The sequence below is a fragment of the Acidimicrobiia bacterium genome, from assembly GCA_012959995.1.
In the GTDB taxonomy this organism is placed as follows: Bacteria; Actinomycetota; Acidimicrobiia; order Acidimicrobiales; family MedAcidi-G1; genus MedAcidi-G2B.
This window is the reverse complement of sequence record DUCC01000016.1, coordinates 48,352-73,259: the sequence shown is the minus strand read 5'-3', so window position 1 is coordinate 73,259 and position 24,908 is coordinate 48,352. Positions and strand designations below refer to the sequence as shown.

General features: G+C 56.2%; 26 protein-coding genes and 1 tRNA gene. 22 read left to right on the top strand and 5 right to left on the bottom strand.

Features of this window, described 5'->3' with window-relative positions; genetic code table 11:
* Position 1 precedes the first annotated feature (1 nt).
* The 11 genes from EYQ49_05075 (at position 2) to EYQ49_05025 (ending at position 10,844) form a co-directional block, all read left to right on the top strand.
* The gene (locus tag EYQ49_05075; GenBank protein ID HIG25249.1) at positions 2-745 is read left to right on the top strand and encodes a MazG family protein; all 744 of its coding nucleotides are present in this window, start codon (positions 2-4) and stop codon (positions 743-745) included.
* A 106-nt stretch (positions 746-851) separates the two neighbouring features.
* Positions 852-2,135, top strand: a complete 1,284-nt coding sequence (locus EYQ49_05070; protein HIG25248.1) for a phosphopyruvate hydratase — start codon at positions 852-854, stop codon at positions 2,133-2,135.
* Complete coding sequence (locus EYQ49_05065) at positions 2,096-2,452, top strand: hypothetical protein (GenBank protein HIG25247.1); 357 nt, start codon at positions 2,096-2,098, stop codon at positions 2,450-2,452. The genes EYQ49_05070 and EYQ49_05065 overlap by 40 nt, the downstream gene beginning before the upstream one ends.
* 105 nt (positions 2,453-2,557) lie before the next feature.
* Positions 2,558-4,846 (top strand): xanthine dehydrogenase family protein molybdopterin-binding subunit, encoded by a 2,289-nt coding sequence (locus EYQ49_05060; GenBank protein ID HIG25246.1) that lies wholly within the window; start codon positions 2,558-2,560, stop codon positions 4,844-4,846.
* 9 nt (positions 4,847-4,855) lie between these two features.
* The gene (locus EYQ49_05055) at positions 4,856-5,809 is read left to right on the top strand and encodes an ATP-binding cassette domain-containing protein (protein ID HIG25245.1); all 954 of its coding nucleotides are present in this window, start codon (positions 4,856-4,858) and stop codon (positions 5,807-5,809) included.
* Positions 5,802-6,599 (top strand): hypothetical protein, encoded by a 798-nt coding sequence (locus EYQ49_05050; protein HIG25244.1) that lies wholly within the window; start codon positions 5,802-5,804, stop codon positions 6,597-6,599. Before EYQ49_05055 ends, EYQ49_05050 begins: the two co-directional genes overlap by 8 nt.
* Before the next feature lie 2 nt (positions 6,600-6,601).
* On the top strand, positions 6,602-7,387 hold the full coding sequence (locus tag EYQ49_05045; protein ID HIG25243.1) for a hypothetical protein: 786 nt from the start codon (positions 6,602-6,604) through the stop codon (positions 7,385-7,387).
* 103 nt (positions 7,388-7,490) lie between these two features.
* A complete protein-coding gene (locus EYQ49_05040; protein HIG25242.1) occupies positions 7,491-7,949 on the top strand; it encodes a (2Fe-2S)-binding protein in 459 nt (152 codons plus the stop codon).
* Positions 7,946-8,770 carry a xanthine dehydrogenase family protein subunit M gene (locus EYQ49_05035; protein HIG25241.1) on the top strand — a complete coding sequence of 275 codons (825 nt, stop codon included), beginning with the start codon at positions 7,946-7,948 and terminating at the stop codon, positions 8,768-8,770. The genes EYQ49_05040 and EYQ49_05035 overlap by 4 nt, the downstream gene beginning before the upstream one ends.
* 38 nt (positions 8,771-8,808) lie before the next feature.
* Entirely contained in the window at positions 8,809-9,720 is a 912-nt protein-coding gene (locus EYQ49_05030) for a MoxR family ATPase (GenBank protein ID HIG25240.1), read from the top strand.
* A gap of 5 nt (positions 9,721-9,725) precedes the next feature.
* Positions 9,726-10,844, top strand: a complete 1,119-nt coding sequence (locus EYQ49_05025) for a VWA domain-containing protein (GenBank protein HIG25239.1) — start codon at positions 9,726-9,728, stop codon at positions 10,842-10,844.
* A gap of 3 nt (positions 10,845-10,847) precedes the next feature.
* On the opposite strand, the gene EYQ49_05020 is transcribed toward EYQ49_05025, so the two are convergent.
* The gene (locus tag EYQ49_05020) at positions 10,848-13,580 is read right to left on the bottom strand and encodes a phosphoenolpyruvate carboxylase (protein HIG25238.1); all 2,733 of its coding nucleotides are present in this window, start codon (positions 13,578-13,580) and stop codon (positions 10,848-10,850) included.
* A 59-nt stretch (positions 13,581-13,639) separates the two neighbouring features.
* Between EYQ49_05020 and EYQ49_05015 the strand changes: the two genes are divergently transcribed.
* The 8 genes from EYQ49_05015 to EYQ49_04980 are packed head-to-tail and all read left to right on the top strand — an operon-like array spanning position 13,640 to position 19,125.
* Positions 13,640-13,954 carry an XdhC family protein gene (locus EYQ49_05015; protein ID HIG25237.1) on the top strand — a complete coding sequence of 105 codons (315 nt, stop codon included), beginning with the start codon at positions 13,640-13,642 and terminating at the stop codon, positions 13,952-13,954.
* A gap of 2 nt (positions 13,955-13,956) precedes the next feature.
* Positions 13,957-14,763, top strand: a complete 807-nt coding sequence (locus tag EYQ49_05010; GenBank protein ID HIG25236.1) for a sulfurylase large subunit — start codon at positions 13,957-13,959, stop codon at positions 14,761-14,763.
* A 5-nt stretch (positions 14,764-14,768) separates the two neighbouring features.
* Entirely contained in the window at positions 14,769-15,326 is a 558-nt protein-coding gene (locus EYQ49_05005) for a nucleotidyltransferase family protein (protein HIG25235.1), read from the top strand.
* The gene (locus EYQ49_05000; GenBank protein HIG25234.1) at positions 15,317-15,958 is read left to right on the top strand and encodes a carbon monoxide dehydrogenase; all 642 of its coding nucleotides are present in this window, start codon (positions 15,317-15,319) and stop codon (positions 15,956-15,958) included. The genes EYQ49_05005 and EYQ49_05000 overlap by 10 nt, the downstream gene beginning before the upstream one ends.
* A 2-nt stretch (positions 15,959-15,960) precedes the next feature.
* On the top strand, positions 15,961-16,425 hold the full coding sequence (locus tag EYQ49_04995; protein ID HIG25233.1) for a DUF501 domain-containing protein: 465 nt from the start codon (positions 15,961-15,963) through the stop codon (positions 16,423-16,425).
* Entirely contained in the window at positions 16,418-17,341 is a 924-nt protein-coding gene (locus EYQ49_04990) for a Ppx/GppA family phosphatase (protein HIG25232.1), read from the top strand. The genes EYQ49_04995 and EYQ49_04990 overlap by 8 nt, the downstream gene beginning before the upstream one ends.
* A 45-nt stretch (positions 17,342-17,386) precedes the next feature.
* Positions 17,387-18,481: an alanine--glyoxylate aminotransferase family protein gene (locus EYQ49_04985; GenBank protein HIG25231.1), complete on the top strand. Its 1,095-nt coding sequence runs from the start codon at positions 17,387-17,389 to the stop codon at positions 18,479-18,481.
* A 41-nt stretch (positions 18,482-18,522) separates the two neighbouring features.
* On the top strand, positions 18,523-19,125 hold the full coding sequence (locus tag EYQ49_04980; GenBank protein ID HIG25230.1) for an N-acetyltransferase: 603 nt from the start codon (positions 18,523-18,525) through the stop codon (positions 19,123-19,125).
* Here EYQ49_04980 and EYQ49_04975 read toward each other — a convergent pair.
* Complete coding sequence (locus tag EYQ49_04975; GenBank protein HIG25229.1) at positions 19,122-19,886, bottom strand: enoyl-CoA hydratase; 765 nt, start codon at positions 19,884-19,886, stop codon at positions 19,122-19,124. The two genes, EYQ49_04980 and EYQ49_04975, sit on opposite strands and share 4 nt — an antisense overlap.
* A gap of 63 nt (positions 19,887-19,949) precedes the next feature.
* On the opposite strand from EYQ49_04975, the gene EYQ49_04970 reads away from it, so the two are divergent.
* Complete coding sequence (locus EYQ49_04970; GenBank protein HIG25228.1) at positions 19,950-21,194, top strand: MFS transporter; 1,245 nt, start codon at positions 19,950-19,952, stop codon at positions 21,192-21,194.
* 17 nt (positions 21,195-21,211) lie between these two features.
* Here EYQ49_04970 and EYQ49_04965 read toward each other — a convergent pair whose 3' ends face one another.
* On the bottom strand, positions 21,212-22,174 hold the full coding sequence (locus EYQ49_04965) for a hypothetical protein (GenBank protein ID HIG25227.1): 963 nt from the start codon (positions 22,172-22,174) through the stop codon (positions 21,212-21,214).
* 46 nt (positions 22,175-22,220) lie between these two features.
* Between EYQ49_04965 and EYQ49_04960 the strand changes: the two genes are divergently transcribed.
* Positions 22,221-22,514: a hypothetical protein gene (locus EYQ49_04960; GenBank protein ID HIG25226.1), complete on the top strand. Its 294-nt coding sequence runs from the start codon at positions 22,221-22,223 to the stop codon at positions 22,512-22,514.
* Positions 22,515-22,592: 78 nt separating this feature from the next.
* Positions 22,593-22,682, top strand: a tRNA-Leu gene (locus EYQ49_04955).
* Between the two features lie 16 nt (positions 22,683-22,698).
* On the opposite strand, the gene EYQ49_04950 is transcribed toward EYQ49_04955, so the two are convergent.
* Both EYQ49_04950 and EYQ49_04945 read right to left on the bottom strand, forming a co-directional pair.
* Positions 22,699-23,940, bottom strand: coding sequence for an FAD-dependent oxidoreductase (locus EYQ49_04950; GenBank protein ID HIG25225.1), 1,242 nt, complete (start codon positions 23,938-23,940; stop codon positions 22,699-22,701).
* Between the two features lie 45 nt (positions 23,941-23,985).
* The gene (locus tag EYQ49_04945) at positions 23,986-24,879 is read right to left on the bottom strand and encodes an EamA family transporter (GenBank protein HIG25224.1); all 894 of its coding nucleotides are present in this window, start codon (positions 24,877-24,879) and stop codon (positions 23,986-23,988) included.
* Positions 24,880-24,908: the final 29 nt, after the last annotated feature.

Below are 24,908 nucleotides of genomic sequence, written 5' to 3'. Positions count from 1 at the left end.
TTTGTCGGAAAAAAGAACAGCGTCGGTTGCGCAACTGGTTGGCTTGCTCGACACTTTGCGTAAAGAATGCCCGTGGGATGCTCGACAAACCCATGCTTCGTTACGTCCCCACTTGTTGGAAGAAACCTACGAAGTGCTTGAAGCGCTTGATAATTTAGATGAAGAAACCGGGGAGGGGGTCGCTGATCTGCAAGAAGAGCTCGGCGATTTGTTGTTCCAAGTGGTTTTTCATGCTCGGGTGGCTCAAGATGCAGGCCGGTTTGATCTGGCCGATGTAGCGAACGGTATTTACGACAAGTTGCGCTTACGGCACCCTCACGTGTTTGCCCCGGAGGGGGAGGACGTGGTGCAGGTCGATGGCCCCGATGAGGTGATCGCTAACTGGGATCGCATTAAGAAACAGGAAAAAGGCCGGGATTCAGTTTTAGATGGCATTCCTCGAGAACTGCCGGCTTTGGCGGGGGCCGCCAAGGTGGTGCGACGGTCAGCTGCTTTGGGGTTTTGCCCCGAAGAGCCGGCGGTGGGGTTAAGCGAAGGCTTGGCCACTGCAGATGATCTTGGAAAGTTGTTGCTTGCTTTGGTGGGGTGGGGGCAAGAACAAGGATGGGACGCTGAAGATGTTTTGCGGGGCACGGTTGCTGAATATGCCCAAAACGTACGGGACGCTGAAACAGCGGCGGCCGCTGATTCGCTTGACCTTGCTGACGCAGATGATGTTGTTCGACAGAAATATTGGAAAAAATAAGTGAAATTCGCGCACAGAGCGCGAATTATTCGCGCTAAAAGCGCGAAGTGTCCCCCTCAGCGTGCAAACAGAGGGGTAGCGTGACCTTGTACATCAAGGAGAACTCGTGAGCCACATTAAAGCCGTCCACGGACGCCAAGTCTTGGATTCCCGCGGCAACCCCACCGTAGAAGTCGAGGTCACCCTTGATTCCGGCGCTTTTGGTCGAGCCATAGTGCCCAGCGGTGCCTCAACCGGCCAGTTCGAAGCAGTTGAACTCCGCGACGGTGGCCCGCTCTGGGCCGGAAAAGGGGTGACCGGTGCGGTCAGCAACGTCAACAACGAGTTATCTGAAGTAGTTTGCGGCCTCAACAGCGCTGATCAAAAAACAGTAGACCAAGCCATGATCGACGCCGACGGCACCGACAACAAAGGCCGCTTGGGGGCCAACGCTTTGCTGGGTGTTTCGCTAGCGGTGGCCAAAGCCTCGGCCCAACACCAAAATCAACCCCTTTATCGTTCTGTCGGCGGCGAGCAAGCCTGTGTCTTGCCGGTGCCCATGCTCAACGTGCTCAACGGCGGTGAACACGCCGACAACAATATTGACCTCCAAGAGTTCATGTTCATGCCGGTCGGCGCCACCAGTTTTTCTGAAGGCCTGCGCTGGGGCGTGGAGTGTTACCACCTTTTGAAAAAAGTTTTGAGCGAGCGAGGCCTCGCTACGGCCATCGGCGACGAAGGCGGGTTCGCCCCGAACCTGGCTTCCAACGAAGAAGCCGTACAACTGCTGCTCGAAGCAATCCAGTTGGCGGGCCTCAAACCCGGCACCGACATGGCTTTAGCTCTTGACGTGGCCTCCACCGAATTCTACGAAAACGGTTCCTACGTGCTGGCCGGAGAAAACCGTACGCTCAACCCCCACGAAATGGCCGACTACCTGGCCGATTTAGCCGACCGTTACCCCATCGTGTCAATAGAAGACGGCATGGCCGAAGACGACTGGGAAGGCTGGGCCACCCACACCCAGACCCTCGGCAACCGCATACAACTCGTAGGCGACGATCTCTTTGTAACCAACGAGCGTCGCCTCCAACAAGGCATAGATAAAAAAATAGCCAACTCAATTCTGGTAAAAGTCAACCAAATTGGCACCCTCACCGAAACCCTGGCCGCCGTGGCCCTCGCCCAAGCCAACGACTTTACCGCCGTCATGTCACACCGTTCAGGCGAAACCGAAGACACCACCATTGCCGACCTGGCCGTAGCCACCAACTGTGGGCAAATCAAAACCGGCGCCCCGGCCCGCAGCGACCGAGTGGCCAAATACAACCAACTGCTGCGCATCGAAGCTGAGTTAGGCGGCCGAGCCCAATACCAAGGTCGAACAGCTCTGGCGGGGCGGCAAAACTAGTGCGCTCCCGTCTGGCCACCCTCGCTTTTTTGTTGGCTCTCGCGGCCTTCGCCGTGTTTACGCTGGGCGGGGTCCCCTTTAACGACTGGCTTGACCAACGAGCCAGCCACACCGCTTTGGCCGCCCAAGTGGAAGAAATCGAACGCCTCAACCACGAGTACGAACTTCGCATCGATGCCCTAAACACCGACGAAGAAATAGAGCGTCGCGCACGCGCCGATTACAATCTGGTGCGCTTCGACGAAGAAGCCTACGCCGTGCTGCCGCCTCCGCCCGCAGCCCACCGAATACAAGGCGTGTGGCCCTTCGGGACTTAAAAAGCACAAGATTGGCTTTACCCGGACACCAAGAATCGGGGTTTAAAGACTAAGGTCGCTTTTTGGCAGTGACTTTTATGTCACGCAACTGGTGAGGAGAAACCAATGAGTATTTTAGGCAACCGTGTTTTACGTCGCGAGGACGAAAGTTTCTTAACCACTGGCGCTACCTACACCGCCGACTTAGTCCACCCACTGCTAGAAAACGCCGCCACGGTTACCTACGTACGTTCAACCATGGCCCACGCCACCATCAACGTGGACACCTCCGAAGCCCTCACCATGCCAGGAGTGCTGGCCGTCATGGTGGCCGCCGACCTCGACGGGCCTTCCATTCTGCCCGGAGCAGTACCCATGTTTCCCGAACCCATGTTGAACCGCCCCATCTTGGCCACCGACACGGTGCGTTTCGTGGGGGAATGCGTAGCGGTCATTGTCAGTGAAACTGCCACCCAAGGTGTGGACGCCGCCGAAGCAGTTTTCGTTGATTACGAGCCTTTGCCGGTAGTGGTGGACATGGAAGAAGCTCTCACCGATGAAGTGGTGGTCTACGCAGAAGTCGGCACCAATCTGGCCATAGATTTTTCGGCCATCGGCATGGCAACTGGCATCACCGACGAAACTTTTTTTGCCAACTGCGACGTGGTTACCAGCGGCCGGGTAGCGCATCAACGTACCGCAGCCGCCCCTCTTGAAGTGCGGTCCACGGCCGCCGCCTGGGACGGCGACAAGTTAGTGTTTTGGACCTCTAATCAAGGCCCGCAAGGGGTAAAAGGCGTCCTCGGAACCCTGTACGCAGAAACAGCCACCGGAGGGGTGCAAGTTATTGTTCCCGACGTGGGTGGGGGTTTCGGCGCCAAAATAGCCGCTTACCCCGAAGACGTATTGCTGCCATGGCTGGCCCAAAAAATTGGCCGCCCCATGCGCTGGTTTGAAACCCGCACCGAAAACATGCAAGCCATGGGACCAGGACGAGCCCACGTGCACCGTTTCACCTTGGGCGGAAGCGCCGACGGAAACCTCACCCACTACCGACTCGAAGTGCTGGTGGACTCCGGCGCTTATGCCCGCTTAGGGGCGTTCCTGCCCATGTTTACTTTGCCCATGACCACCGGCGTATACGAAATAGCCAGCGTAGAAACCAGCGCGCTAAGCGTCATCACCAACACCACCCCCACCGAGGCGTATCGAGGCGCCGGCCGCCCCGAAGCAACCTTGACCATTGAACGAGCGGTCGAACTTTGGTCCTTCCAAGCAGGCCTCGACCCGGTAGAGGTACGCCGCCAAAACTTTTTAGCCGCCGACTCTTTTCCGGTTACTACCGGGGTAGGAACGGTCTACGACAGCGGGGAATACGAACGCAGTTTGGACCTCGCTTTAGAAGCCGCCGACTACCCAGCCTTGCGAGAACAACAAGCTCAACGCCGCACCACCGGAGAAGCAAAACAACTCGGCATCGGGATAGCGACCTACGTGGAGGTCACCGCAGGCCCCGCCCCCGGAGGTAGCGAATACGGAAAAGTAGAAATCACCCCAGAAGGCAAAGCAAGAATTTATTCGGGAGCGCTCTCTCATGGGCAAAGCCATATGACCACGTTCTCTATGATCGCCGCCGACCAACTCGGTATCGATATGAACGACATTGAGTTCGTACAAGGAGACACCGATGTGGTCACCCAAGGAGTAGGCACCTTTGGTTCACGCTCTACCCAACTGGGTGGGTCGTCTATCCACAAAGCCTCGGGGGCCATTGTTGAACGTGCCCGTTCGGTAGCCGCTGATCTTTTGGAAGCCAACGTCGACGACGTGGTGCTCGACAAAGCCGCTGGGCTTTTTCATGTCGCTGGGTCACCAGCGGTCAGCCGCACCTGGGCCGACATCGCCGCCGCTACCGATGACCTCAGCGAAGAATCAAAAGAAGATTTACTTTGCAGTTACCCCTTTGGCACCCACGTAGCGGTGGTCGAAGTAGACACCGAAACGGGAGGCGTGACCTTGTTACGAATGATCACCTGCGACGATGCGGGCCGCATAATCAACCCGCTCATCGTGGAAGGGCAACGCCATGGCGGCATCGCCCAAGGGGTGGCCCAAGCCCTTTACGAAGAAGTGGTCTACGACGCCGACGGCAACCTTCAGACCGCCAACTTTGCCGATTACGGGTTTATCTCAGCAGCAGAGTTGCCTTCTTTTGAGTTGGTGCCGCTCGAAACCCCTACTCCCAACAACCCGTTAGGAGTAAAAGGCATCGGCGAATCAGGGGCTATTGGCTCCACCCCGGCCGTGCAGAGCGCCGTAATTGATGCGCTGCGCCCCTTAGGAGTAACCCATATCGATGTGCCGCTCAGCCCAGAAAAAGTCTGGTCTGCTCTGGCGGCGGCCCAAGAAAGTTAAAAGAACCACATGACAACCGTAATAGAGGCCCAAGGGCTTGAACGATCCTTCGGCGATCTTAAAGCAGTGGCCGGTATTGACCTGGCGGTAGAAGAAGGCGAAGTCTTTGGTTTTCTCGGCCCCAACGGCGCCGGTAAATCAACGGCCGTGCGCATGTTCACTACCTTGCTGCGCCCCACCGGCGGGATGGCTCGAGTAGCAGGATTTGACGTAGTAAGTAAGGCCGCTGAGGTACGAAAAAACATTGGGGTGGCTTTGCAAGACGCCGCCATAGACCCGTTGATGACCGGCAACGAACTGGTGCGTTTACAAGCGGTACTGCACGGCATCGCCCGCCCAGAAGCAAAAAAACGAGGTGGCGAGCTCTTGGAAAGAGTCGGCCTTACCGCCGCCGCTGACCGTCGGGTCGGTACTTATTCCGGTGGTATGCGCCGACGTTTAGACCTGGCCCTCTCGCTCGTCCATGAACCACACGTGCTTTTTCTGGATGAACCGACCACCGGTTTAGACCCCACCAGCCGTCTGGCCTTATGGGAAGAGGTACGGCGCCTCAACCAAGAACAAGGCACCACCGTGTTTTTGACCACCCAATATCTTGAAGAAGCCGATGAACTGGCGGGCCGAATCGCCATCATTGATGAGGGCCGATTGGTTCGTGAAGGCACCCCGGCTGAACTTAAAGCTTCAGTGGGGGCGCCCACCTTGCGCATCGACATTGACCCCGAACACGTTGATCAAGCCCAATCGGTGCTGAGCCGCTTTGGCATTGACCGGCCAGCCAGAAACGGGCGAGTAGCGGTAGGCCTCGATGGCGGGGTAGCCAAGGTGGCCGAAGTAGTGCAATCTTTGGAATCGGCTGGGGTTCAAGTGCTTCACCTCGAATTGGATGCCCCGAGTTTGGATGATGTGTTCGCCGAAGCCACCGGGCGCCGCTTAGAGGGAGCCACCCAGCATCATGAGTAGCGGCTTGGGCGGCCTGCGCCTAGCGGGTACGCAAACTTTACAACTGGCGCGACGGTCGTTAAACAACGAACGCCGCCAGTTGATATCCATCATGCCCGGGTTGGTTTTCCCCCTGATGATGGCCGCCGTTTATTCTCAACAGTTTGGCCGCGCTCTGGCCTTGCCTGGTTTTCCCGAAGTGGACTCGTTTCTTTCATTCATTTTGCCGGGCAGCATTATCCAAGCGGTTTCTTTTGGCGGCACCACGGCCGGCACCGAACTGGCCTTAGATATTGAAAATGGGTTCTTTGACCGACTGTTGGCGTCGCCGGTGGCTCGGGTGCCTATTTTGTTGGGGCGTCTCGGTGGAACCGCTGTAGTGGCCGCCGGAAAAGCTTCGTTCATTGTTGCTGTTTTCATGATTTTTGGCGTGGCCATTAAAGGCGGCGTTGCGGGAACACTCATCATCATTGCTACCGCCGCATTGCTGGTTTTAGCGATCGGAGGAATGGCGCAAATAATGGCCATCCGTACCCAGTCGCAAGAGGCGGTAAGTGCAACCTTCCCCTTGATTTTTGTCACCATATTTATGTCGTCGGCTTTTTTCCCGACCTCCTTGATGAGTGGCTGGTACCGACAGGTAGCCGAAAATAACCCCATTACTTGGACCATTGACCCCGTACGTCGATTGGTTATTGAAGGGTGGTCGGCTTCGGACGCCTTGCAAGCACTGGGAGTGCCAGCGGCCTTGGCGGTGGTCACCATCTTGGGTGCGGTACGAACCCTAAATACCAAACTGAAGGCCAGCTAGTCATGACTCTGAAGGAATTGTCAGCCTCTACTCGTGTGGCTTGGGCGGTGTGTATACGGGGCATGCAGCGCATTCGTGCCCGTCCGGTATTGATTATTCCTACGGTAGTCATGCCGGTGGTTTTAGTCGTTAGTTTTTCTGGGTCGTTTAGTTCGCTTACCCGTATCGATGGCTACGGAACAACCAACATCTACAACTGGATGGCCCCCTATGCGGCGCTTCAGGGCGCAGTTTTTTCGGGAATCGGTGGAGTGGGCTCGGTGGCCGACGATATAGAAAATGGGTTCTTTGATCGTCTTTTATTGACCCCGGGAAGCCACTCGGCTTTGCTGGTCGGCACGGTGGGTTACAGCGCTTTGCGGGCCTTTCTACCCACCACGGCGGTGTTGTTGGTTTCGCTACTTATCGGCGGGCTGACTATCCCCGGCGGTTTGTTGGGTCTGGCGGCCCTTTACTTGGCTACTGCTTCGATGGCTATCGTTTTTTGTTTGACCGGTTTGATTATTGTTTACAAACTTAAAACCCACCGCTCGCTGATGCTGGTTCAGGTACTGGCTTTTGGCGCTCTGTTTATTTCGGTGGGTCAAGTGCCGCTTTCTTTCATGCAAGGTTGGCTCCACACAGCGGCCCGCCTAAACCCCGTATCCAATGTTTTAGAACTGGCCCGCCAAGGGTTTTTAGACCAAGTGGCCTGGAATACCACCTGGCCGGGTCTGATTGCTTTGGCCGCCATGATCGTCGTGACGGGCTTTTTTGCTCGCCGTGGTTTGTATCGGTTGACCCCATGAGAGACTCGATGTCCGTCGGGTGCGTCGGTCAGAGTTTTCAACGACTAAAGTCCCTAAGCAGAGTTGGCGTAAGGTCAACACAAAATAATCAGGAGGCACACCCTTGCAGGTGTCAATAACCATCAACGGAAGTCTGGTTTCTCACGACGTGGAACCCCGCACGCTTCTGGTGCATTTCATACGTGAACAAGCTGAACTAACCGGCACCAATGTGGGCTGTGATTCATCTTCGTGTGGGGCTTGCACCATTCACGTCAACGGTGAAGCGGTGAAATCGTGCACCATGTTGGCGGTACAAGCCGACGGGCAAGAAGTCACCACCATTGAAGGCTTGGCCGACGGCGACACCTTGCACCCCATGCAGCAAGCCTTTCATGAGTGCCACGCCCTGCAATGTGGTTACTGCACCCCGGGCATGGTCATGGCCGCCGTGTCGTTGCTGGACGAAAAACCCGACGCTAACGAAGCCGAAGTGCGAGAAGGTCTTGAAGGCAACTTGTGTCGTTGCACCGGGTACCACAACATTGTTAAAGCAGTGCTGCAAGCAGGAGGCACGCAATGATCCCCGCCGCTTTTGATTACGTTTTAGCCGAATCAGCAGAAAATGCTTTGGCTCTACTGGCCGAACACGGCGACGAAGCCAAGTTGTTGGCCGGCGGGCATTCGTTGCTTCCGCTCATGAAATACCGTTTGGCAGCCCCCGGGGTGCTTATTGATATTGGGCGCCTTGACGATCTTTCTTATGTACGTGACGAAGGCGACGAATTAGCCATTGGTGCGTTAACCAAACACCGAGAGGTAGAAACCAACTCGTTGATTACTTCACAGATTGGTTTGCTGGCCGCCGCTACGGCCCAAGTTGGCGACCCCCAGGTACGTCACCGAGGCACGCTGGGTGGTGCTTTAGCTCACGGCGACCCGGCATCTGACTTGCCCGCTGCTTTGATTGCTTTGCGAGGCAGCGTGGTTATTGATGGCCCCTCGGGCCGTCGACAAGTGGCCGCCGACGATTTTTTCATCGGGTTTTTAGAAACTGCTTTGGCCGAAGACGAAATGCTGGTTGAAATACGCGTACCAAAAATGCCAGATGCGCAGTGGTCGTTCCAAAAGTTCAACCGCCGAGCCCAAGACTGGGCCATTGTGGGCGCCGCAGTGGTGGTCAACAACGGGCAATGCGGGGTCGGTTTAGTAAACATGGATGCCCGACCAATTCGGGCCAGTGCGGTTGAAACAGCAGTCAACGCTGGCGCTACGGCCACAGAGGCTGCGGAGCAAGCCGCGGAAGGTTGCGAACCGTCGGCCGATTTGAACGCCGGGGTGGAGTACCGCAAACATTTGGCACGAGTGTTGACCCGCCGGGGTCTTGAGGAGTCGGGCCGCTAACCATCGCAGTTGGGTGCTGCGTCTCGTAGCCTGCTGCTATGAACATTCACGACGCTACCTCTGCCGACCAGGTGCAGACAATTTTGGGCAACCAAGACTATTTGGCTGATCAGGGGCTAGCCACCGCAATATTTTTGGCCTTACGGCTTAAACGCCCGCTGCTTTTAGAGGGCGAAGCCGGGGTAGGAAAAACCGAAGTGGCCAAAGCGTTGGCGGCGGCCAGCGGTGGGAAACTTATTCGCTTGCAATGTTACGAAGGCCTCGATGCGGCCCAAGCGGTTTACGAATGGGACTACGCCAAACAGTTGCTTCACCTGCGGGCCGCCGAAGCCACCGGAGCAGCACAAGGTCTTGAAACCAAAACCCTCGAAGACGAGATGTACCAGGAGCGTTTTTTAATTCGCCGGCCACTTATGCAAGCCTTGGCTTCTGAGAGTGGGACCCCACCGGTTCTGCTCATTGATGAGGTAGATCGAGCAGACGACGAGTTTGAAGCTTTCTTGTTGGAGATCCTCTCGGATTATTCGGTCACCGTGCCTGAGCTTGGCACTTTTACGGCTGAGCAACCCCCGGTGGTCATCATCACCTCAAACCGCACCCGTGACGTACACGATGCGTTGAAACGACGCTGCTTTTACCACTGGGTCGAGCACCCGGGGGTAGAGCGAGAAATAGAGATTTTGCGGCTTCGTGCCCCCGAAGTTTCTTTATCGTTGGCTCGTGATGTAGCGCTGGTAGCGGCCGAACTGCGCCAAATGGGGCTCTATAAGCCACCGGGCGTAGCAGAAACCATTGATTGGGCAGAAGCATTAGTAACCGTGGGGGTAGATGACCTCGATGAAGAAGCTTTTGCCAGCACCATTAGTGCCTTGTTGAAATATCGCGAAGATCAGCAACGGGCCAGCGCTCGAGGTTTTGGTGACATTTTGGCTTTGGTGCGCCAGGGCTGACGCCCATGATGGATACCGCACCGCTTACTTTGGACCGCCATTTGGTGGGTTTTGTTGAAGCGCTGCGTCGAGCCGGATTGGCTGTTCCGGTGGGCTCAACGTTAGATTTTGGCCGTGCCGTAGCCGAAGTCGGAGCCCAAGAACAAGCACCGGTTTACTGGGCCGGCCGGGTCACCTTGCTGTCTTCTCCAGAAGAAATACCGGTTTATGACGAGGTTTTTGCTGCCCATTGGCAAGGTGGCGACCCACAGGTGCAAGAGGTGCCCGACCTGCCCCCGTTGACGTTGTTGCTTGACGATGCTGGGCAAGCCCCAGACCCCGAAGACTCACCAGAGGTCTCCGACGATGACTTGGTAAGCGTGCGTTATTCGCATGCCGAGGTTCTGGCCAGCAAAGATTTTGCGGTCTGCACCGATCAAGAACTGGCAGAACTCCACCAGTTGATGACTCAACTGCGTTTAACGGGGAGCCGTCGTCGAAGCCGCCGCTTGCGAGCAACGCAACGCTCGGGCCGCCCCGACTTGCGCCGTACCGTACGGGCCGCTTTGCGTACCGGGGGCGAACCGGCCCGCTTAATGTTTCGCCAACCCGGCGAGCGCCCACGCCGCTTAGTTCTGCTACTCGATGTGAGCGGGTCCATGGAGCCTTACGCTCGGGCGCTTATTCGCTTCGTGCATGCCGCCATGGTGGGGCGCAGCCAGGTCGAAGCTTTCGCTTTGGGAACCCGCTTGACCCGCTTGACCAGAGAACTCTCAACCCGTGACCCGGATGTCGCATTGTCTCGGGCCGCTGAGGTAGTAAACGACTGGTCAGGGGGCACTCGGCTGGGTGACGGTCTGCGCTGTTTTAACGATGAGTGGGGTATTCGTGGCATGGCTCGAGGAGCCACCGTGGTGATTCTTTCTGATGGTTGGGACCGCGGCGAACCCGAAATCATGGAAGAACAAATGGCTCGGTTGTCTCGGGTGGCTTATCAAGTGGTGTGGGTGAACCCGTTAAAAGCCACTCCCGGGTATGCGCCGTTGGCCCAAGGCATGGCGGCGGCTTTACCTCACGTGGATCGGTTTATCGCTGGCCATAATTTGGAGTCGCTGCGCTATTTGGCCGAGTTGGTGGGGGAATAACCCTCAACCAGTGTTGCGTAAGCCAGCAGCGATGCCGTTTATGGAAAGCATTAAGGCTCGGCGGGTTGCGTCGTGACGATCCGCATCAGGGTTTTGTCGCACTCGGCTAAGGAGTTCTACTTGCAAAATGTTGATGGGGTCAAGGTAAGCGTCGCGTACGGCTAGGGTGCGTTTCAACAGGGGTTTGTTGGCCAGCAAAGCGGTGCCTGTTATGGAAGCCACCACTTCAAGGGTTCGTTGGTGTTCGGCGGCGACCTGGTCAAAAAGGTGATGTAACGAAGGGTCCACCAAACTCTCTACGTAGTGCTTGGCCATGGTGAGGTCGGTTTTGGCCAGGGTCATCTCTACGTTAGAAATGAACGTCCGAAAGAAATGCCATTTGGTGTACATAGAAGAAAGTTCATCGCTGTGACCGGCTTCTTGAGCGGCCAAGAGACCGCTGCCTACCCCAAACCAACCGGGAATGATTTGCCGAGACTGGGTCCACCCAAATACCCAAGGAATAGCTCGTAAGCCATCTAAACCGCCGCCAGTGGTGGTGCGCCGAGCAGGCCGAGAACCAATATTGAGTGCGGTGAGTTCTTCAACCGGGGTAGAAGAAACAAAGTATTCAGGTAGCCCCGGTGTTTCGATGAACGACCGGTAAGCGGCGAAAGCTGCGGCGGAGGCTTGGTCCATTATTTGGTACCAAGAGGTAAAGGAAGCTTCGTCATGGCGAGGCGAGGTGTGAGTTAACGAGCCTTCAACGAGTGCGCTTACCGCCAAGTTGAGGTTGCGTTGAGCAATAGCGGGCAAACCGTATTTATCGGCAATGACCTCGCCTTGCTCGGTCAACTTCACTTCTCCGTTGAGGACCCCGCTGGGTTGACTCAAAATAGATTCGTGGGTGGGGCCGCCGCCGCGACCAATGGTGCCGCCGCGACCGTGGAAAACCCGAATATTGATGCCGGAGCTTTCTGTGACCTTACGTACTTGAAGAAGCGCTTTATGGATTTCCCATTGTGAGGTGGTGATGCCGCCGTCTTTATTGGAATCTGAGTACCCGACCATGATTTCTTGGGTCCCGCCGCGGAGTTCCAGCAGCCGGCGGTAGGCATCAACCGAAAACAACTCGGTGAGTACCGGGCCCAGGGAACGTAAGTCCTCGATGGTTTCAAAAAGTGGAACAAAATCTAGGCGAGCGATTTTTTGGTTGAGGTCAACCAAACCGACCTCTCTTGCCAGCATTACCGGAGCTAAAATATCGTCAACTCCACGGGTCATGGAAACGATAAACCCGTCCACGATGTGATCGCCATCGGTATCCATCAGGGAGCGTAACGTGCGGAATAAAGCCAGCACGTCATGTTCGTTGTGTGATTTGGGGGGCGCTAATGGCCGGTGGCTATCGAGTTCTTGAAGCAAATGCTTTTGACGTTCTTCTGGAGAAAAATCTTGATAATCAATACCGAGCGGCGCAAAGAGCGAGGCCAGCGCTTCGTGTAACCGGTCGGCATGTTCACGAATATCTAATGAAGCAAAGTGAAAACCGGTGACGGCCAAAATGCGGCGCACCCGAGTCAGGCGACCATCAGCCAAAAGGTCGCCGCCATGAGAGCGCAGCGAATGGTCCAGCATTTCAAGGTCGTCGGCAAATTGCTGGGCGCTTTGGTAACCGCCTGGTTTACGTTGTTTAGCGTCTTGTAGGCGCAAGATCATGGCGGCGCAACGTAATCGGTAGGGCTCGTTTTGGTTAGCGTTGGTAATGATTTCTGGGTGATCGGCAACATCGGTGGCCACCAAAGCAGCAAGTTGGGGGTTCACCGAATGGAGCCGACCGCTGACGCTTAGCACTTCAGCAAGTTCGGAGACCTCCACAACAAGCAGGTCCAAAGCCCGTTGGCGTTGAAGTTCAAGGACTTCGGTAGTGGTTTGGGCCGACACGTTGGGGTTGCCATCTCGATCGCCACCTACCCATGAACCAAAACGAATAGGCACCTGGGTGGCTTCGGTCTGTACCCCGAGGTCGCTCAGGGTGGCGGCCATGTCTTCAAACAGATCAGGCAAAGCATGGCGTACCGTTTGGCTCAGGTAATAGAGCACAAAGCGTGCTTCATCAAGCGGCCCGGGCCGTTCTTGACGAATTTCATCGGTTTGCCAAATGGCTTCAATGAGTTCGTCGATACGGCGATCGATGCGACGGTGGTCGGAGGTCGAGGCCAGTGGAGAACAGCGTTGCTCGATGAGTTCAGCAATGCGTGAAAGTTTGCTCAAGATTGAACGGCGGGTGGCTTCGGTGGGGTGAGCGGTAAAAACGGGACGCAACTCAGTGCGGGTTAAAAGTTCTGAAATTTCCTCCGGGCTCACCCCCGATTCGATGAGGTGCTGCACTGTTTCTTCGAAATGGCTATCTGACTTAGCGGCCCCCACATTGAGGTCTTCAATGCGGTGTACCTGTTCGGCCACGTTGGCCAAGTGAAAATATACGGTAAAAGCTCGCACTAAAGCGATGGCTTGTTGGGCATCGGTATCGGCCAAAAGAGCGGTCAAACTCTGAGTTACGCCTTCTGGCGCATCGTTTTGGCGGAGTTTTTGCGCTGACTGACGTACCAACTCAACGAGGTCGAGGAGTTCTTGGCCGTGCTGGCGCACCAAGGTTCCTCCCAGTTGGTGCCCTAAGCGGCGAATGTCGGCTCGTAGCGCAGCATCGGCGGTGCTGGTGGATTGCGGTTGGTCGGTGCTTTGCTGAACGTTCACTTGGTAAACGCTATCCGGTGAACGCCGGGACAGTAGATGAATTGCTCTAACCTAAACCCATGCGAGAAATTATTACCGACCTGCAGCGCTGGCAGGCCCAAGATAAAAAGATAGCGATAGTTCGAGTGGTGGACCTTGAAGGTTCTGGGCCACGTTTGCCGGGTGCCTCTATGGCGGTCAGCGAAGATAGTCAGGTGGCTGGGTCAGTTTCGGGTGGGTGCGTTGAGGGGGCGGTGGTAGTCGAAGCCTTAGAGGTTATAGCGACCGGTCAACCCCGCATGGTTACCTTCGGGTATAGCGATGATGAAGCTTTAGCGGTAGGGCTTACTTGCGGCGGCACCATTCACCTATTTTTAGAAATGTTGGATTGGTAGCCATGGCCGAAACCCCTCTTTTTGACCGGTTAGCAACCTTGCTCAGCAACGAAGAGCCGGTGGCTTTGGTGACGGTCATCGACGGCCCAAAAACTGGGGCCAAGCTTTTGGTTCGCCCGCTGCGAGTGACTGGTAGCGACGTGTGGGAAGGAACGTTAGGAAACGACGGGCTGGACCGGGTAGCCGCTCGAGACGCTCGCGGCGAACTCGCTGCGGGCCGTTCAGGGGTACGACACTATGGAACCCACGGCGAGGCTCGGGAAGAAGAAGTAAAAGTATTTATTGAGTCGTTTGCACCGCCCCCTCAAATGCTTATTTTTGGGGCGGTGGACTTTACCGGAGCTTTGGTAAAGGTAGCTAAAGTGCTGGGCTTTCGTGTCACGGTGTGTGATGCTCGCCCGGTGTTTGCTACTCACCAGCGGTTTCCCCAAGCCGATGAGGTAGTGGTGGATTGGCCAAACCGGCTTTTGGAAAAAGTTGGCCCTTCTTTGGGAGCACGTGATGCGGTTTGTGTGCTGACCCATGACAACAAGTTTGATGTCCCGGCAGTAGTTTCCGCGTTGACTACTCAAGTGGGTTACATCGGGGTTATGGGCTCTCGACGCACCCACGACAACCGGTTGCAGCGCTTTACCGAGGCTGGGGTGGACCAAGCAGGCCTCGACCGGTTGCGGTCACCCATTGGGTTAGACATTGGGGCCCGCACGCCAGAAGAAACAGCGGTTTCTATCATGGCAGAGATCATTGCTTTGCATACCGGCCGCTCCATGCAGGCCCTTTCGGCCACCAGCGGCCCTATCCACGACTAAACCTGATGACCGTTGCTGCAGTGGTATTAGCCGCCGGAGGGGGAACCCGCTGGACGGGACTGGGCCACAAGTTGCTGGCCCCGTTTCGAGGCCGACCGCTGGTCGCTTGGGCCATAGAGGCCGCTCAACAAGCAGAACTTGATGAACTTATTGTGGTCACCGGTGCCGTAGACCTTGCCGACCTGTTGCCAGCGAAAGCCACAGTGTTATTGAACCCGCAGTGGGAAACCGGTCAGGCCTCGTCGCTGCAGGTAGCGGCCACTTATGCGAAAACGAAAGGCCACGAAGCGATGATTCTGGGGTTGGGCGACACGCCGTTAGTGCCGACCAGCGCTTGGCAGGACGTAGCGCAAGAACCCGGTGACTTGGTGTGCGCCAACTTCGGCGGAGAGCGAAGGCCACCGTTTAAGGTGGCGGCAAAGCACTGGGCAGCGTTCCCTCGCCAAGGAGATCAAGGCGCCAGAGATTTACTCTTAGGGAGGGTGGCGCCGGTGACCGACGTATCCTGTGCCGGTAACCCGATCGACATTGACACCGTGGAGGATTTAGCACAATGGAATTGATCAACGACTTTGAAGTAGACGCCCCAGCAGCTTTGGTGTGGAGCATTTTGACCGATGTGGAACGCATCGCCCCCTGCTTGCCTGGAGCGCAACTCCAAGAAATCGAAGGAACCGAGTTTCGTGGCGCCGTCAAAATCAAAGTAGGCCCCATTACCGCCCAATACAAGGGTGCGGCCAGCTTTGTAGAACAAGACGATGAAAACTACCGAGCGGTATTACACGCCGAAGGGCGTGACACCCGCGGAGCAGGCAACGCTGCAGCAAACATTATTGCGCAACTCAAAACCACCGAAACTGGTACCCGGGTAACGGTGACCACCGAACTCAAAGTAACCGGCAAAGTAGCGCAGTTTGGTCGAGGCATCATGGCCGATGTGTCAAAGAAACTCATGAAACAGTTCGCCGACAACCTCAGCGAACTGATTGCTGCTTCCGACGCCGAACCCGCAGCACCAGTGGCCGAAGAATCTGGCGAAGAAACTCCTAACGAAAAACCAGAAGTAAAGATCATCGAATCTGAAGAGGTCGAAGCGGTCAACCTGCTTGACGCGGTGGGTGCACCGGTTATTAAGCGCCTGTTGCCTGTCTTAGCAGTAGCAGCCGTGGTCGTGCTCTTGATCATCATCTTTTAAAGATTTTGGGAGAACAACCCACACCCGCCGAAATTGAACGGGTGGCCGAACTCTTGGGCCGGCGCCCCGGCGGGGATTTCACCATTGTGGTGCGCGAGCCTGACGGCGACCCGGTGGTTATTCGCAACTATCCACTGTTGAACAGCGGACGCCCCATGCCCACCCGCTACTGGCTGGTCGGGCCAGCATTGCGTAGCCGCATCGGAACGTTGGAATCAAGCGGTGGGGTAAGAGACGCCGAAGCAACGGTGGATCCAGAAGAACTTGCTGCGGCGCATAAACGCTATGGGGCAGAGCGAGATGCAGAGATTCCCGATGACTACACCGGCCATCGTCCTAGCAACGGGGTAGGGGGCACCCGTCAAGGGGTGAAATGCTTGCATGCCCATTACGCCTGGTTTTTAGCAGGCGGCGACGACCCCGTGGGCCGTTGGGTACATGAACAGTTGGCCATTGACCATGAGTGAAACTCACCAAGAGTTGGTGGCCGCTATTGATTGTGGAACCAACTCCACCCGGTTGTTAATTGGCGACGGAAAACGCAGCGTTGAACGCCTTATGCGTATTACCCGACTGGGCCAGGGGGTGGAGGCCACCGGAAGTTTGGCACCAGAGGCTATTGCCCGAGTGGTTGCGGTTTTAGAAGAGTATCGACAGGTACTGGATGTCCATGGGGTGAAAAAGATCCGGATGACCGCCACCTCAGCGGCCCGTGATGCCAGCAACGCTGAAGAGTTTTTTGCGGCGGCCGAAAAAGCAGCGGGAGTACGCCCCGAATTGCTTTCTGGGCAGGAAGAAGGGCGACTCTCTTTTTTGGGGGCCACGGCAGACCTAAACCCTGAAGATGGACCGTTTGTGATTATGGATATCGGGGGAGGGTCTACAGAGTTTGTGGTGGGCACCACCGAAGCCGAAGAGGTGCTTTCGTGCGACATTGGGTGCGTACGGCTAACCGAAAAATGGATTGAGCACGACCCGGTGTTGCCCGAAGAACTGTTGGCTTGTTTAACCATTGTGGATGGCCACCTTGACGACGTAAAACGAGAGGTCCCAGGTATTACCACGGCCGCCACTTTGGTGGGCCTGGCCGGAACGGTGTCGGCGGCGGCGGCCATCGAACAAGGGTTGGCGGTCTACGACCAAGATCGCATCCACCATTTTCGCTTAACCAAAGAAGCAGTAGAAGATATTTTTCGCACCCTGGCTACCGAAAATCGTGAAGAACGCTTAGCGAACCCCGGGTTAGAAGAACAACGAGCAGACGTTATTATGGGCGGCCTTTGTGTGCTGGTCAAGGTGATGCGGCGCTTTGGTTTTCAAGAATGCTTAGTGTCAGAAAAAGACATTTTAGATGGCCTGATTTTTTCGCTAGTTAACGGGTAAGATTCGGAAATTTTTCATCATCAGGAGCCTTCAGGGAGGCCACCAATGCCAGTATCTGATCGTGTGCTTATGGGGCCCGGCCCCGGGAACCCGTACCCCGAGGTCATGTCTGCCTTGAGTCGTCCCTTGTTGGGTCACCTCGACCCAGAGTTCATTGCTTTGTTGGATGAAACCTGTGATCGTTTGCGGCAAGTGTTTCACACCACCAACCCGCTTACTTTTCCGGTTTCGGGTACCGGGTCGGCGGGTATGGAAGCCACCGTGGTCAACATGGTGGGCCCCGGCGACACCATAGTGATAGGGGTAAACGGGGTGTTTGGCGGTCGTTTGTGCGATGCGGCTGGTCGCACCGGTGCCGAAGTCATACGAGTAGATGCGGAGTGGGGCCATACCCTGAACCCAGAACTGCTACTCCAGGCCCACCCCAGCCCCAAGGTGATAGCGGTGGTGCACGCCGAGACCTCTACTGGGGTGTGTAACGACTTAGAAGAACTCGGCGCCGGTAAAGGTGATGCTCTCTTGCTGGTGGACGCCGTGACCTCATTGGGTGGCATACCCACAGACTTTGATGCTTGGGGGGTAGACGTGGCCTACAGCGGGACACAAAAATGTTTGGGCACCCCACCGGGGTTATCGCCGGTAACTGTTTCGCCTCGGGCCTTGGAACGTGCTGTACCAAAATCACCGTCCTGGTATTTTGATTTTAAAGCTATTGCCGCTTATGTAACTGGGGGCGGTGCCCGGGCTTACCACCACACGGCTCCTATCTCGATGATTTTTGCTTTGCATGCAGGCCTCGGTGTGGTGCTCGAAGAAGGCTTAGATGCGGTGATAGTTCGGCATAAAACCTGTGGCGACTTACTTAAGGAAGGTTTGCTTGAACGAGGGTTCACCCTCTTTGCGCAAGAGGGTTACCGCTTGCCGCAACTAACTTCGGTGGTGGTTCCTCAAGATCGGTTACCGGTCGGACAAGACGAGGCCGCAGTTCGTCGCCTGCTTTTAGATCGCTACGACATAGAAATCGGTGGCGGTTTGGGCCCAGTGGCCGGCCAAGTTTGGCGCATCGGCACCATGGGCCACACCGCCCGAGAAAGCAACGTTTTGATGCTGTTGGGGGCGTTGGACGAGATTCTCGTTTAGCCGAGGTGGTGCTGCCTGTTTCTGTCGGCCACAATAGCGGTATGGAAGAAACACCAACGCTGCGGGGTAAGCGGGTGCTTTTGCGCCCGGTAGAGACGCAAGATTTTGGTGCATGGCAAGAGATTCGGCAGCGGAACCGCCAGTGGCTCACCCAATGGGAGCCACGGCGCGAGGCGGGGAGCGTTGACCCGTCGCAAGATGAAAAAGCTTTTGCGGTACGTTGCCGGTCACGCCAGCGAGAACGCCAACTGGGGGTCGGTTGGGGCTTTGGAGTTTTTGTAGAAGACGCCTTGGTGGGAGAAATAAATATAAACAACGTGGTGCGTGGGGCTTTTCAGAGCGCCCATGTTGGGTATTGGGTAGATCAGAAACAGGCCGGCCAGGGGTACACCCCAGAAGCTTTAGCGGTGTTATTGCGTTTCGCTTTTGACGTAGTGGGCTTGCACCGCATACAGATTTCTATAGTGCCTCGCAACGTGGCTTCGCGGCGGGTGGTGGAAAAACTTGATCTTCGATGCGAGGGCTTAGCGGAACGCTATTTAGAGATTTCCGGTACTTGGGAAGACCATCTGAAGTTTGCTTTTACTGCTGAGGAGTGGGCGGTACGGAGGGAAGAGTTCGCCCGAAGATGGCTTGAGGTTTAGCTTTTTTTAGCGATGCGGTTTTTGAGTTTGGCGACCATTTCGGTAAACGCCGGTTGTTGCATAGACCATTGTTGGGGTTCAAGTTCGAGTTGAACCGAAGCCACCGATTCGGTGACGGCGGCCCCCGCATGCAGGGTTTCTTTAGTGCGAGCTACCAAATCTCGTGGGTGCCCAGCGGCGCGAGCGGCGTGGGCTACCGCTACGTCAATGAGATCTTCGTCGCTTACGCATTCCCAAGCAACTCCGCGTTGGGCGGCTTGTTGGCCGTCTAAAATCTGACCAAATAAGACCATGGCTTTGGTGGTGGCTAAATCGGTGATGTTACGCAGGCGCCAAGTGTGGCCGCCCCCCGGGTGGAGGCCAATGTCTAAAAACCGAGTATCGAAGCGGGCGGACTCCCCGGCGATAACCAAGTCGCAGCCCAAAATCATGTTCATGCCGGCCCCTACGGCGGCGCCATTTACGGCGGCTACGGTGGCTAGTGGGGAGTGGGCTACTTTTAAAAACCCGGAATAGATTTCAGGTAAGGCGCCGCCTTGGGTTTGCCCGGCTTCGAGCAAGTCGTCCAGCACGGCCCCGGCGCAAAAGGCGCCACCGGCACCGGTAAGCACCACGGCGCCGATGTTTTCATCGGCTTCGAGTTCGTCAAAGGTAGTTAACAAAGCTTCGTTTAATTCAGCCGAAACCACGTTGCGCCGTTCGGGGTCGTTAAAAGTAAGCAGAGCAACTCGGCCACGGATTTCTTTTAGCAAAATGTCCATGAGGTAGTTTGCCACAAACGCCGGTGAGTGCGACTAAGCGGGTGGGCTCTAGGGTAAGCAACAATGAACTCTCCTCATCAAAAATCAACGGGACGGTACCCCGCTATGAGGCACCGCAATTACCGTTTGTTCTGGACTGGCGGCCTCATTACCAACAATGGTCGTTGGATTCGTATGGTGGCGGGAAGTTGGGTGATGTATACCCTGACGGATTCCGCATCGTGGGTAGGGTTTGCTGCCTTCGCCAGCATGGTTCCGATGTTTGTGATGAATCCGCTTTCTGGTTGGATTTCTGATCACCGCAACCGCCGCAATACTTTGCTCATCACTAATGGATTGCAAGCGGTGGTGGCGGTAATGATGGCTTTAGTCTGGGCGCAGGGAGTGTCAAGCCCCTGGCCGTGGGTGGTGCTACTTGCGGTTGGTGGGATGATTAATGGTGTTCGTTTGCCGGTTTGGCAAGCTTTTGTTGCTGAGTGTGTTCCTCGCTCCGAGTTGCCGAATGCCATTGCCCTAAACTCCACCCAGTTCAATGCCGCTCGAGCAACCGGGCCGGCCATTGGTGGCTTGATCATCGGTACTTGGGGCCCGGGGTGGGCTTTGCTCGCTGTAGCGATCTTTCATTTGCCGGTGGCTATTGCTTTGGTCCTTATCGACCCGACAAAACTGGTCAGTGGGCAAGTGGGTGATCCTGAAAACCAACCAACGGTTTGGGGTGGTTTTCGTGAGGGGGTGCGCTATGTGTGGGGCGCTCCGGGCATTCGGACGGCCATTTTGTCGGTCATGCTTATTGCTGCCTTTGCCATGCCTTTGGTGCAACAGGTGGTGGTGTTTGCCGAAGAGGTTTTTGAAGTGTCGCCGTTCTGGTTTGGCGTGCTTGGTTCGGCACAAGGTATCGGTGGGGTTTTGGTGGCTCCGTGGGTAGCGGGGATGGCGGGTAATTTGCGGCGCTCACGAGTGCAGGTGGTGTCGCTGGTTGGTTACGGAGTGGCTGTAGTAATTTTCGGGTTGGCTCCCTCGTTTTGGGTGGGCTTTGCTGCCTTAATGGTTATTGGTGGGGTTCATTTATTGTCGGCTACCAACTTGAACTCAACGGTTCAACTGCAAGTAGATGATGCCGTGCGGGGCCGGGTGATGGCTATTTATCTGCTGGGCATGTTGGGGGTTATGCCGTTTTCTAACTTGCTGGTGGGTGCGTTAATTTCGGCTTTTGGCCCGCGCCCGGTGGTGGTTATTGGGGGCGTGTTGCTGGGTCTGGGTGGGCTCGGGCTTTTTTGGTCAGGAAAACTTGACCACCTTGACGATTAGTAAGGGCAACGAGACGGTCACCAAGAAGGTTGCTCTTCGAGAAAAGAGCGACCAGTTTCGCAGGTTTCAGCCAGATCGCACCAACGACACTGTGGCCCAGCAGAAGTGGTGGGGGCAATCTTGTGGTGGATCAAGTCCATGTAGATAGCGGCGGCGTCGGCCACCCGAGCCACGGTGGCCATCAATAAATCTTCGGTTACTGCTTCGGGTATAAAATGTGCAGAATCTAAGTAATAGGAGGCCAAGAGGCGGGGTGGCACTCCGATGCGTAAGGCCTCGATGAGGGCGTAGAAACGGAGGTCTTCGGTGTGGAGGGGCGAGAAGTTTCCGGTTTTTAAGTCGATGATGACTTTGCCTGCTCGGTGTCCTTCGGCTACTCCGAGGGTCAGGTCGGCTCGCCCTGACAAAATGAGTCGCCCGCCGCAGAGTTCAGACCGTAAACGGCTTTCGCTTACCGGTCGCCATGCCGGCCGCAGCGGTGGCCAGCATTCTAAATATTTGGTGAAAGCATCAAGAGATTCGGAACGCAGTTCGGCTCGCTCTACTTCGGTGCAGCCTTGAAGCCAATCTCCGAGGCTGCTGGAATCTTGTTCGTAGCGGGCCAGGACTTCGTCAATGATGACCGGGGGTTCAATTTCTCGTCGCCAGTTGATGGCCAACTCAACGGCTTTGTGGACAATGCTGCCTCGGGCAATGTTGACGGCCCACACAAATTCTTGTTCTTGTTCGTGGAGGTAACGGGTTTGGCATCCGTGGAGTTGGCCAAGTTGGTGTTTGGCCAAGAAGAGATCTTGGCCCGGGGGGAGTGTCTCTATGAGGGGCTCTACGGCGGTTTCCAATGCGGAGCGAAGGTGGTGGCGCAGGTCTTCGGCAAAAAGAGGACGCTCCTCAAGCCGTGCACCGAGTTGTTCTACGACCGCTTGTTGGGCGGGGTTGAGTTGCTGCTCTGGGGGGCTGGAGGTCGTTTCTGGCGTGTTCATTTCCCCATTGTCACACCCCTAGTAGATAATAGAAGTGATGGAAGCCATGTCACTACGATTCGCAGAGGTCGCCCGCTCGTTAGGTCGAGCGGGTCGCTTAATAGCTTTAGACGTTCCGACCTTTCGGAGCCCTCCGGGGCTGTTGGGTGTGCAACGCACTATTCGTCGCCGGAGCGACAAAGCCACCATTTCTGTGGTGGTACGGGAGCGGCCTTGGGGGGCAGTAATCGCCGACATGGTTGAGGGCGTGGTGGTAGCCAATGGCTTGAGCGGGTCCCGAGCCGACATTGCTCGCTCGGCTTTGTGGCTGGCGGTCGACAGTGACGCTTTAGCCGCTTAACGAGAAGCATTTTTGAGAAGAACCTTGCTGGTTTGTGCTTAGTAAGGCAATCGTTGGCTAACGTAGGCAGTGGTTTCTGCCCGGATGGCGGAACAGGTAGACGCAGTGGGCTTAAACCCCGCGGCTGTTAATAACAGCGTGTGAGTTCAAATCTCACTCCGGGCACAAACCTAAAATTGTCGGGTTAACCCGAGGGGTTACTTTTGCGATCGCAAAGTAAGTCTCGGCCTTCCCAAATAGCTGGGTCTTGGGTGTAGTCAACGGAAAAACGCTCGGCGGGCAGGTCGTCTACCCACTTGCCGTTCAACGTTAGTGAGGCCGCCAACTGGCCCAAGGGGTCTGCCCATTTGGCGCTTCGACCGTTGCCGCCAATGGCCGAGTAAAGCAAGTCCGGTACTAAAACGTCGATATACGGCATGGCGTGGGTGGTGTAGGTAATGACGCACCGCTGGGTGTGCCAGGCACTGGCTCGCAGGCCAGGGTAAGTGGCTTCAATGGAACTACGCAGCGCCTCAACCATACGATCGCTGTCGCCCGAACGGTACCAGGCGTTTATGTCGGCTTCGGTGTCGATCCAACGGTCAGCGGTGGTGTTGGTGCCCCATTTCAACATGGTGCGCCCATCGGGGTAAGTGATGGGCGCCACAGTATAAATATCGCCGGCCGCCGGGTGGTCAATGACGTAATGCATGACCGGAAGGTTGGCTAAACGTTGGGCCTCCGGGGCGTCGAGTTCGGCCAATAAAACCATTTCGGTTTTGCGGCGCAAAGCAACCGGCCGGGGGAGTAGCCCGCTGAGGTTGCTCCAGGCCCCGGTGGCCACCAAGGCCTTTCGGGCTGTCACTGTTTGTCCATCGGCCAAGGTAACGGTGGCCTTTTGCTGCTCAAGGTCCAAACCAATGGCGGGAAAGCCAAAGACTTGAGCATCGGAGGCTCGGGCGCCGTTTAGTTGGGCCGCCACCAAAGCCCGGGGGTCGAGCGCCCCGCCGGTGCCGGGTTCTAAAAAGCCCACCATGTCCGCAGGGAAGCTAATTTCTGGCCAACGCTGCGCCATGGCTACTGCGTCTCGCACCTCCACCCCATGGCCCGGCGGCAGAGCGGCTACGGCCCGGGCTAAGCCTTCATCGTCTTGGGGGCGAGAAACAAATAAATGCGCCGGTCCGCTAAAAACTTGAGTATCGCTGAACCTTTCAATAATGGGCTGAGCGGCTTCGGTACGCCTTGACAATTCGGTTTCTACCTCACCAAGGTAAAGCTTGCGCGAGAGCCGCGAAACATCGTGAAAGGCACCAAAAGGACCGGTGTGGGTTTCTGGGGTTGCCGGTTCTGGTGGAGCGATGACTGCTACCGAAGCACCAGACTGTGCCAAATGGCGAGTCGCTGAGGCACCGATAATTCCTCCGCCGACCACTACTACGTCAAACATGGCCCCAGATTAGATCATTGGGTGTCGCTGAACAGACTTGGGCAACTAAATCAACAGAGCGGTACCGACAATGGTTAATAAAGCGCCTACCCAAGCCCCGAGCGACGGGCTGCGTCGGGTGACTATCCAAAGTAACGGCAACATGATTACGGGGGTGGTGCCGGCCAAAATGCTCGCTACACCGGTATCGCCGTGCCCGATGGCGTAAAGCAACAGGGTGGCCCCAGCCACCATGGCTACGGTGGAACTAAAGAACATACGGTTCCAGTCGCCCCGTAAAATTGGTGTTCGTTCGGTCGACTTGGCGAGGCGATCAATGGGTTTGGCGAAAATCCAGAGCAAGGGCAGGGCAAAAAATACTCGTACGGCAGACACCGTAAGGGTGTCGGATCCATGTTCGAAAACCGGTTTGATCGCTAAAGCGCCTACCGCCTGGCCTAAGGCGCCTAAAGAAGCCCACATAGCCCCCACCTTGAGCGGGCCATCTACCCGTTCAAAAACGGCATCGGCAACGCCGCGGCGAGAACCAAAGTTCACCGCCAACATGACCCCGCCTACCGTGCAGATGGCGCCCAACAGGGCCCAAGAATGTAACGCCTCGCTATATAAAATAACCCCGCCGAGCGCCGCTATTGGGGCGTTGGTAGTAAAAAGTACTGAGGTGCGGCGCGGCCCGATGCGTTCCATGGCCACAAAAAGTCCGAGGTCACCAATAACGAGCCCAACCACCGAAGAAAGAAAGATCAGCCATAAATCGCCGAGAGCGATGCTGGACCACTCCCCGCGAAAAAGGGCGATAAAAAGTAAAACTATTCCAGAAAGAATAAGACGGAGGCGGCAAAACCTTGGCCCGCCCAGGCGGCGTACCGGTTCGGCAGCCACCAGGCTGCTTAAGGCCCACATGGTGGCTGCCAGCAAGGCAGCAATTTGGTATGGCATAGAGAGTAAGTCAATCAGAAAAAGCAGGG

Coding starts and splice junctions, on each gene's coding strand:
- EYQ49_05045 (HIG25243.1), top strand. CDS start 6,602: ATGACTCTGAAGGAATTGTCAGCCTCTACTCGTGTGGCTTGGGCGGTG.
- EYQ49_04990 (HIG25232.1), top strand. CDS start 16,418: ATGAGTGAAACTCACCAAGAGTTGGTGGCCGCTATTGATTGTGGAACC.
- EYQ49_05060 (HIG25246.1), top strand. CDS start 2,558: ATGAGTATTTTAGGCAACCGTGTTTTACGTCGCGAGGACGAAAGTTTC.
- EYQ49_05005 (HIG25235.1), top strand. CDS start 14,769: ATGACCGTTGCTGCAGTGGTATTAGCCGCCGGAGGGGGAACCCGCTGG.
- EYQ49_04985 (HIG25231.1), top strand. CDS start 17,387: ATGCCAGTATCTGATCGTGTGCTTATGGGGCCCGGCCCCGGGAACCCG.
- EYQ49_05035 (HIG25241.1), top strand. CDS start 7,946: ATGATCCCCGCCGCTTTTGATTACGTTTTAGCCGAATCAGCAGAAAAT.
- EYQ49_04960 (HIG25226.1), top strand. CDS start 22,221: ATGTCACTACGATTCGCAGAGGTCGCCCGCTCGTTAGGTCGAGCGGGT.
- EYQ49_05025 (HIG25239.1), top strand. CDS start 9,726: ATGATGGATACCGCACCGCTTACTTTGGACCGCCATTTGGTGGGTTTT.
- EYQ49_04970 (HIG25228.1), top strand. CDS start 19,950: ATGAACTCTCCTCATCAAAAATCAACGGGACGGTACCCCGCTATGAGG.
- EYQ49_05000 (HIG25234.1), top strand. CDS start 15,317: ATGGAATTGATCAACGACTTTGAAGTAGACGCCCCAGCAGCTTTGGTG.
- EYQ49_04975 (HIG25229.1), bottom strand. CDS start 19,886: ATGGACATTTTGCTAAAAGAAATCCGTGGCCGAGTTGCTCTGCTTACT.
- EYQ49_05010 (HIG25236.1), top strand. CDS start 13,957: ATGGCCGAAACCCCTCTTTTTGACCGGTTAGCAACCTTGCTCAGCAAC.
- EYQ49_04945 (HIG25224.1), bottom strand. CDS start 24,879: ATGCCATACCAAATTGCTGCCTTGCTGGCAGCCACCATGTGGGCCTTA.
- EYQ49_05055 (HIG25245.1), top strand. CDS start 4,856: ATGACAACCGTAATAGAGGCCCAAGGGCTTGAACGATCCTTCGGCGAT.
- EYQ49_04950 (HIG25225.1), bottom strand. CDS start 23,940: ATGTTTGACGTAGTAGTGGTCGGCGGAGGAATTATCGGTGCCTCAGCG.
- EYQ49_04980 (HIG25230.1), top strand. CDS start 18,523: ATGGAAGAAACACCAACGCTGCGGGGTAAGCGGGTGCTTTTGCGCCCG.
- EYQ49_05030 (HIG25240.1), top strand. CDS start 8,809: ATGAACATTCACGACGCTACCTCTGCCGACCAGGTGCAGACAATTTTG.
- EYQ49_05015 (HIG25237.1), top strand. CDS start 13,640: ATGCGAGAAATTATTACCGACCTGCAGCGCTGGCAGGCCCAAGATAAA.
- EYQ49_05050 (HIG25244.1), top strand. CDS start 5,802: ATGAGTAGCGGCTTGGGCGGCCTGCGCCTAGCGGGTACGCAAACTTTA.
- EYQ49_04965 (HIG25227.1), bottom strand. CDS start 22,174: ATGAACACGCCAGAAACGACCTCCAGCCCCCCAGAGCAGCAACTCAAC.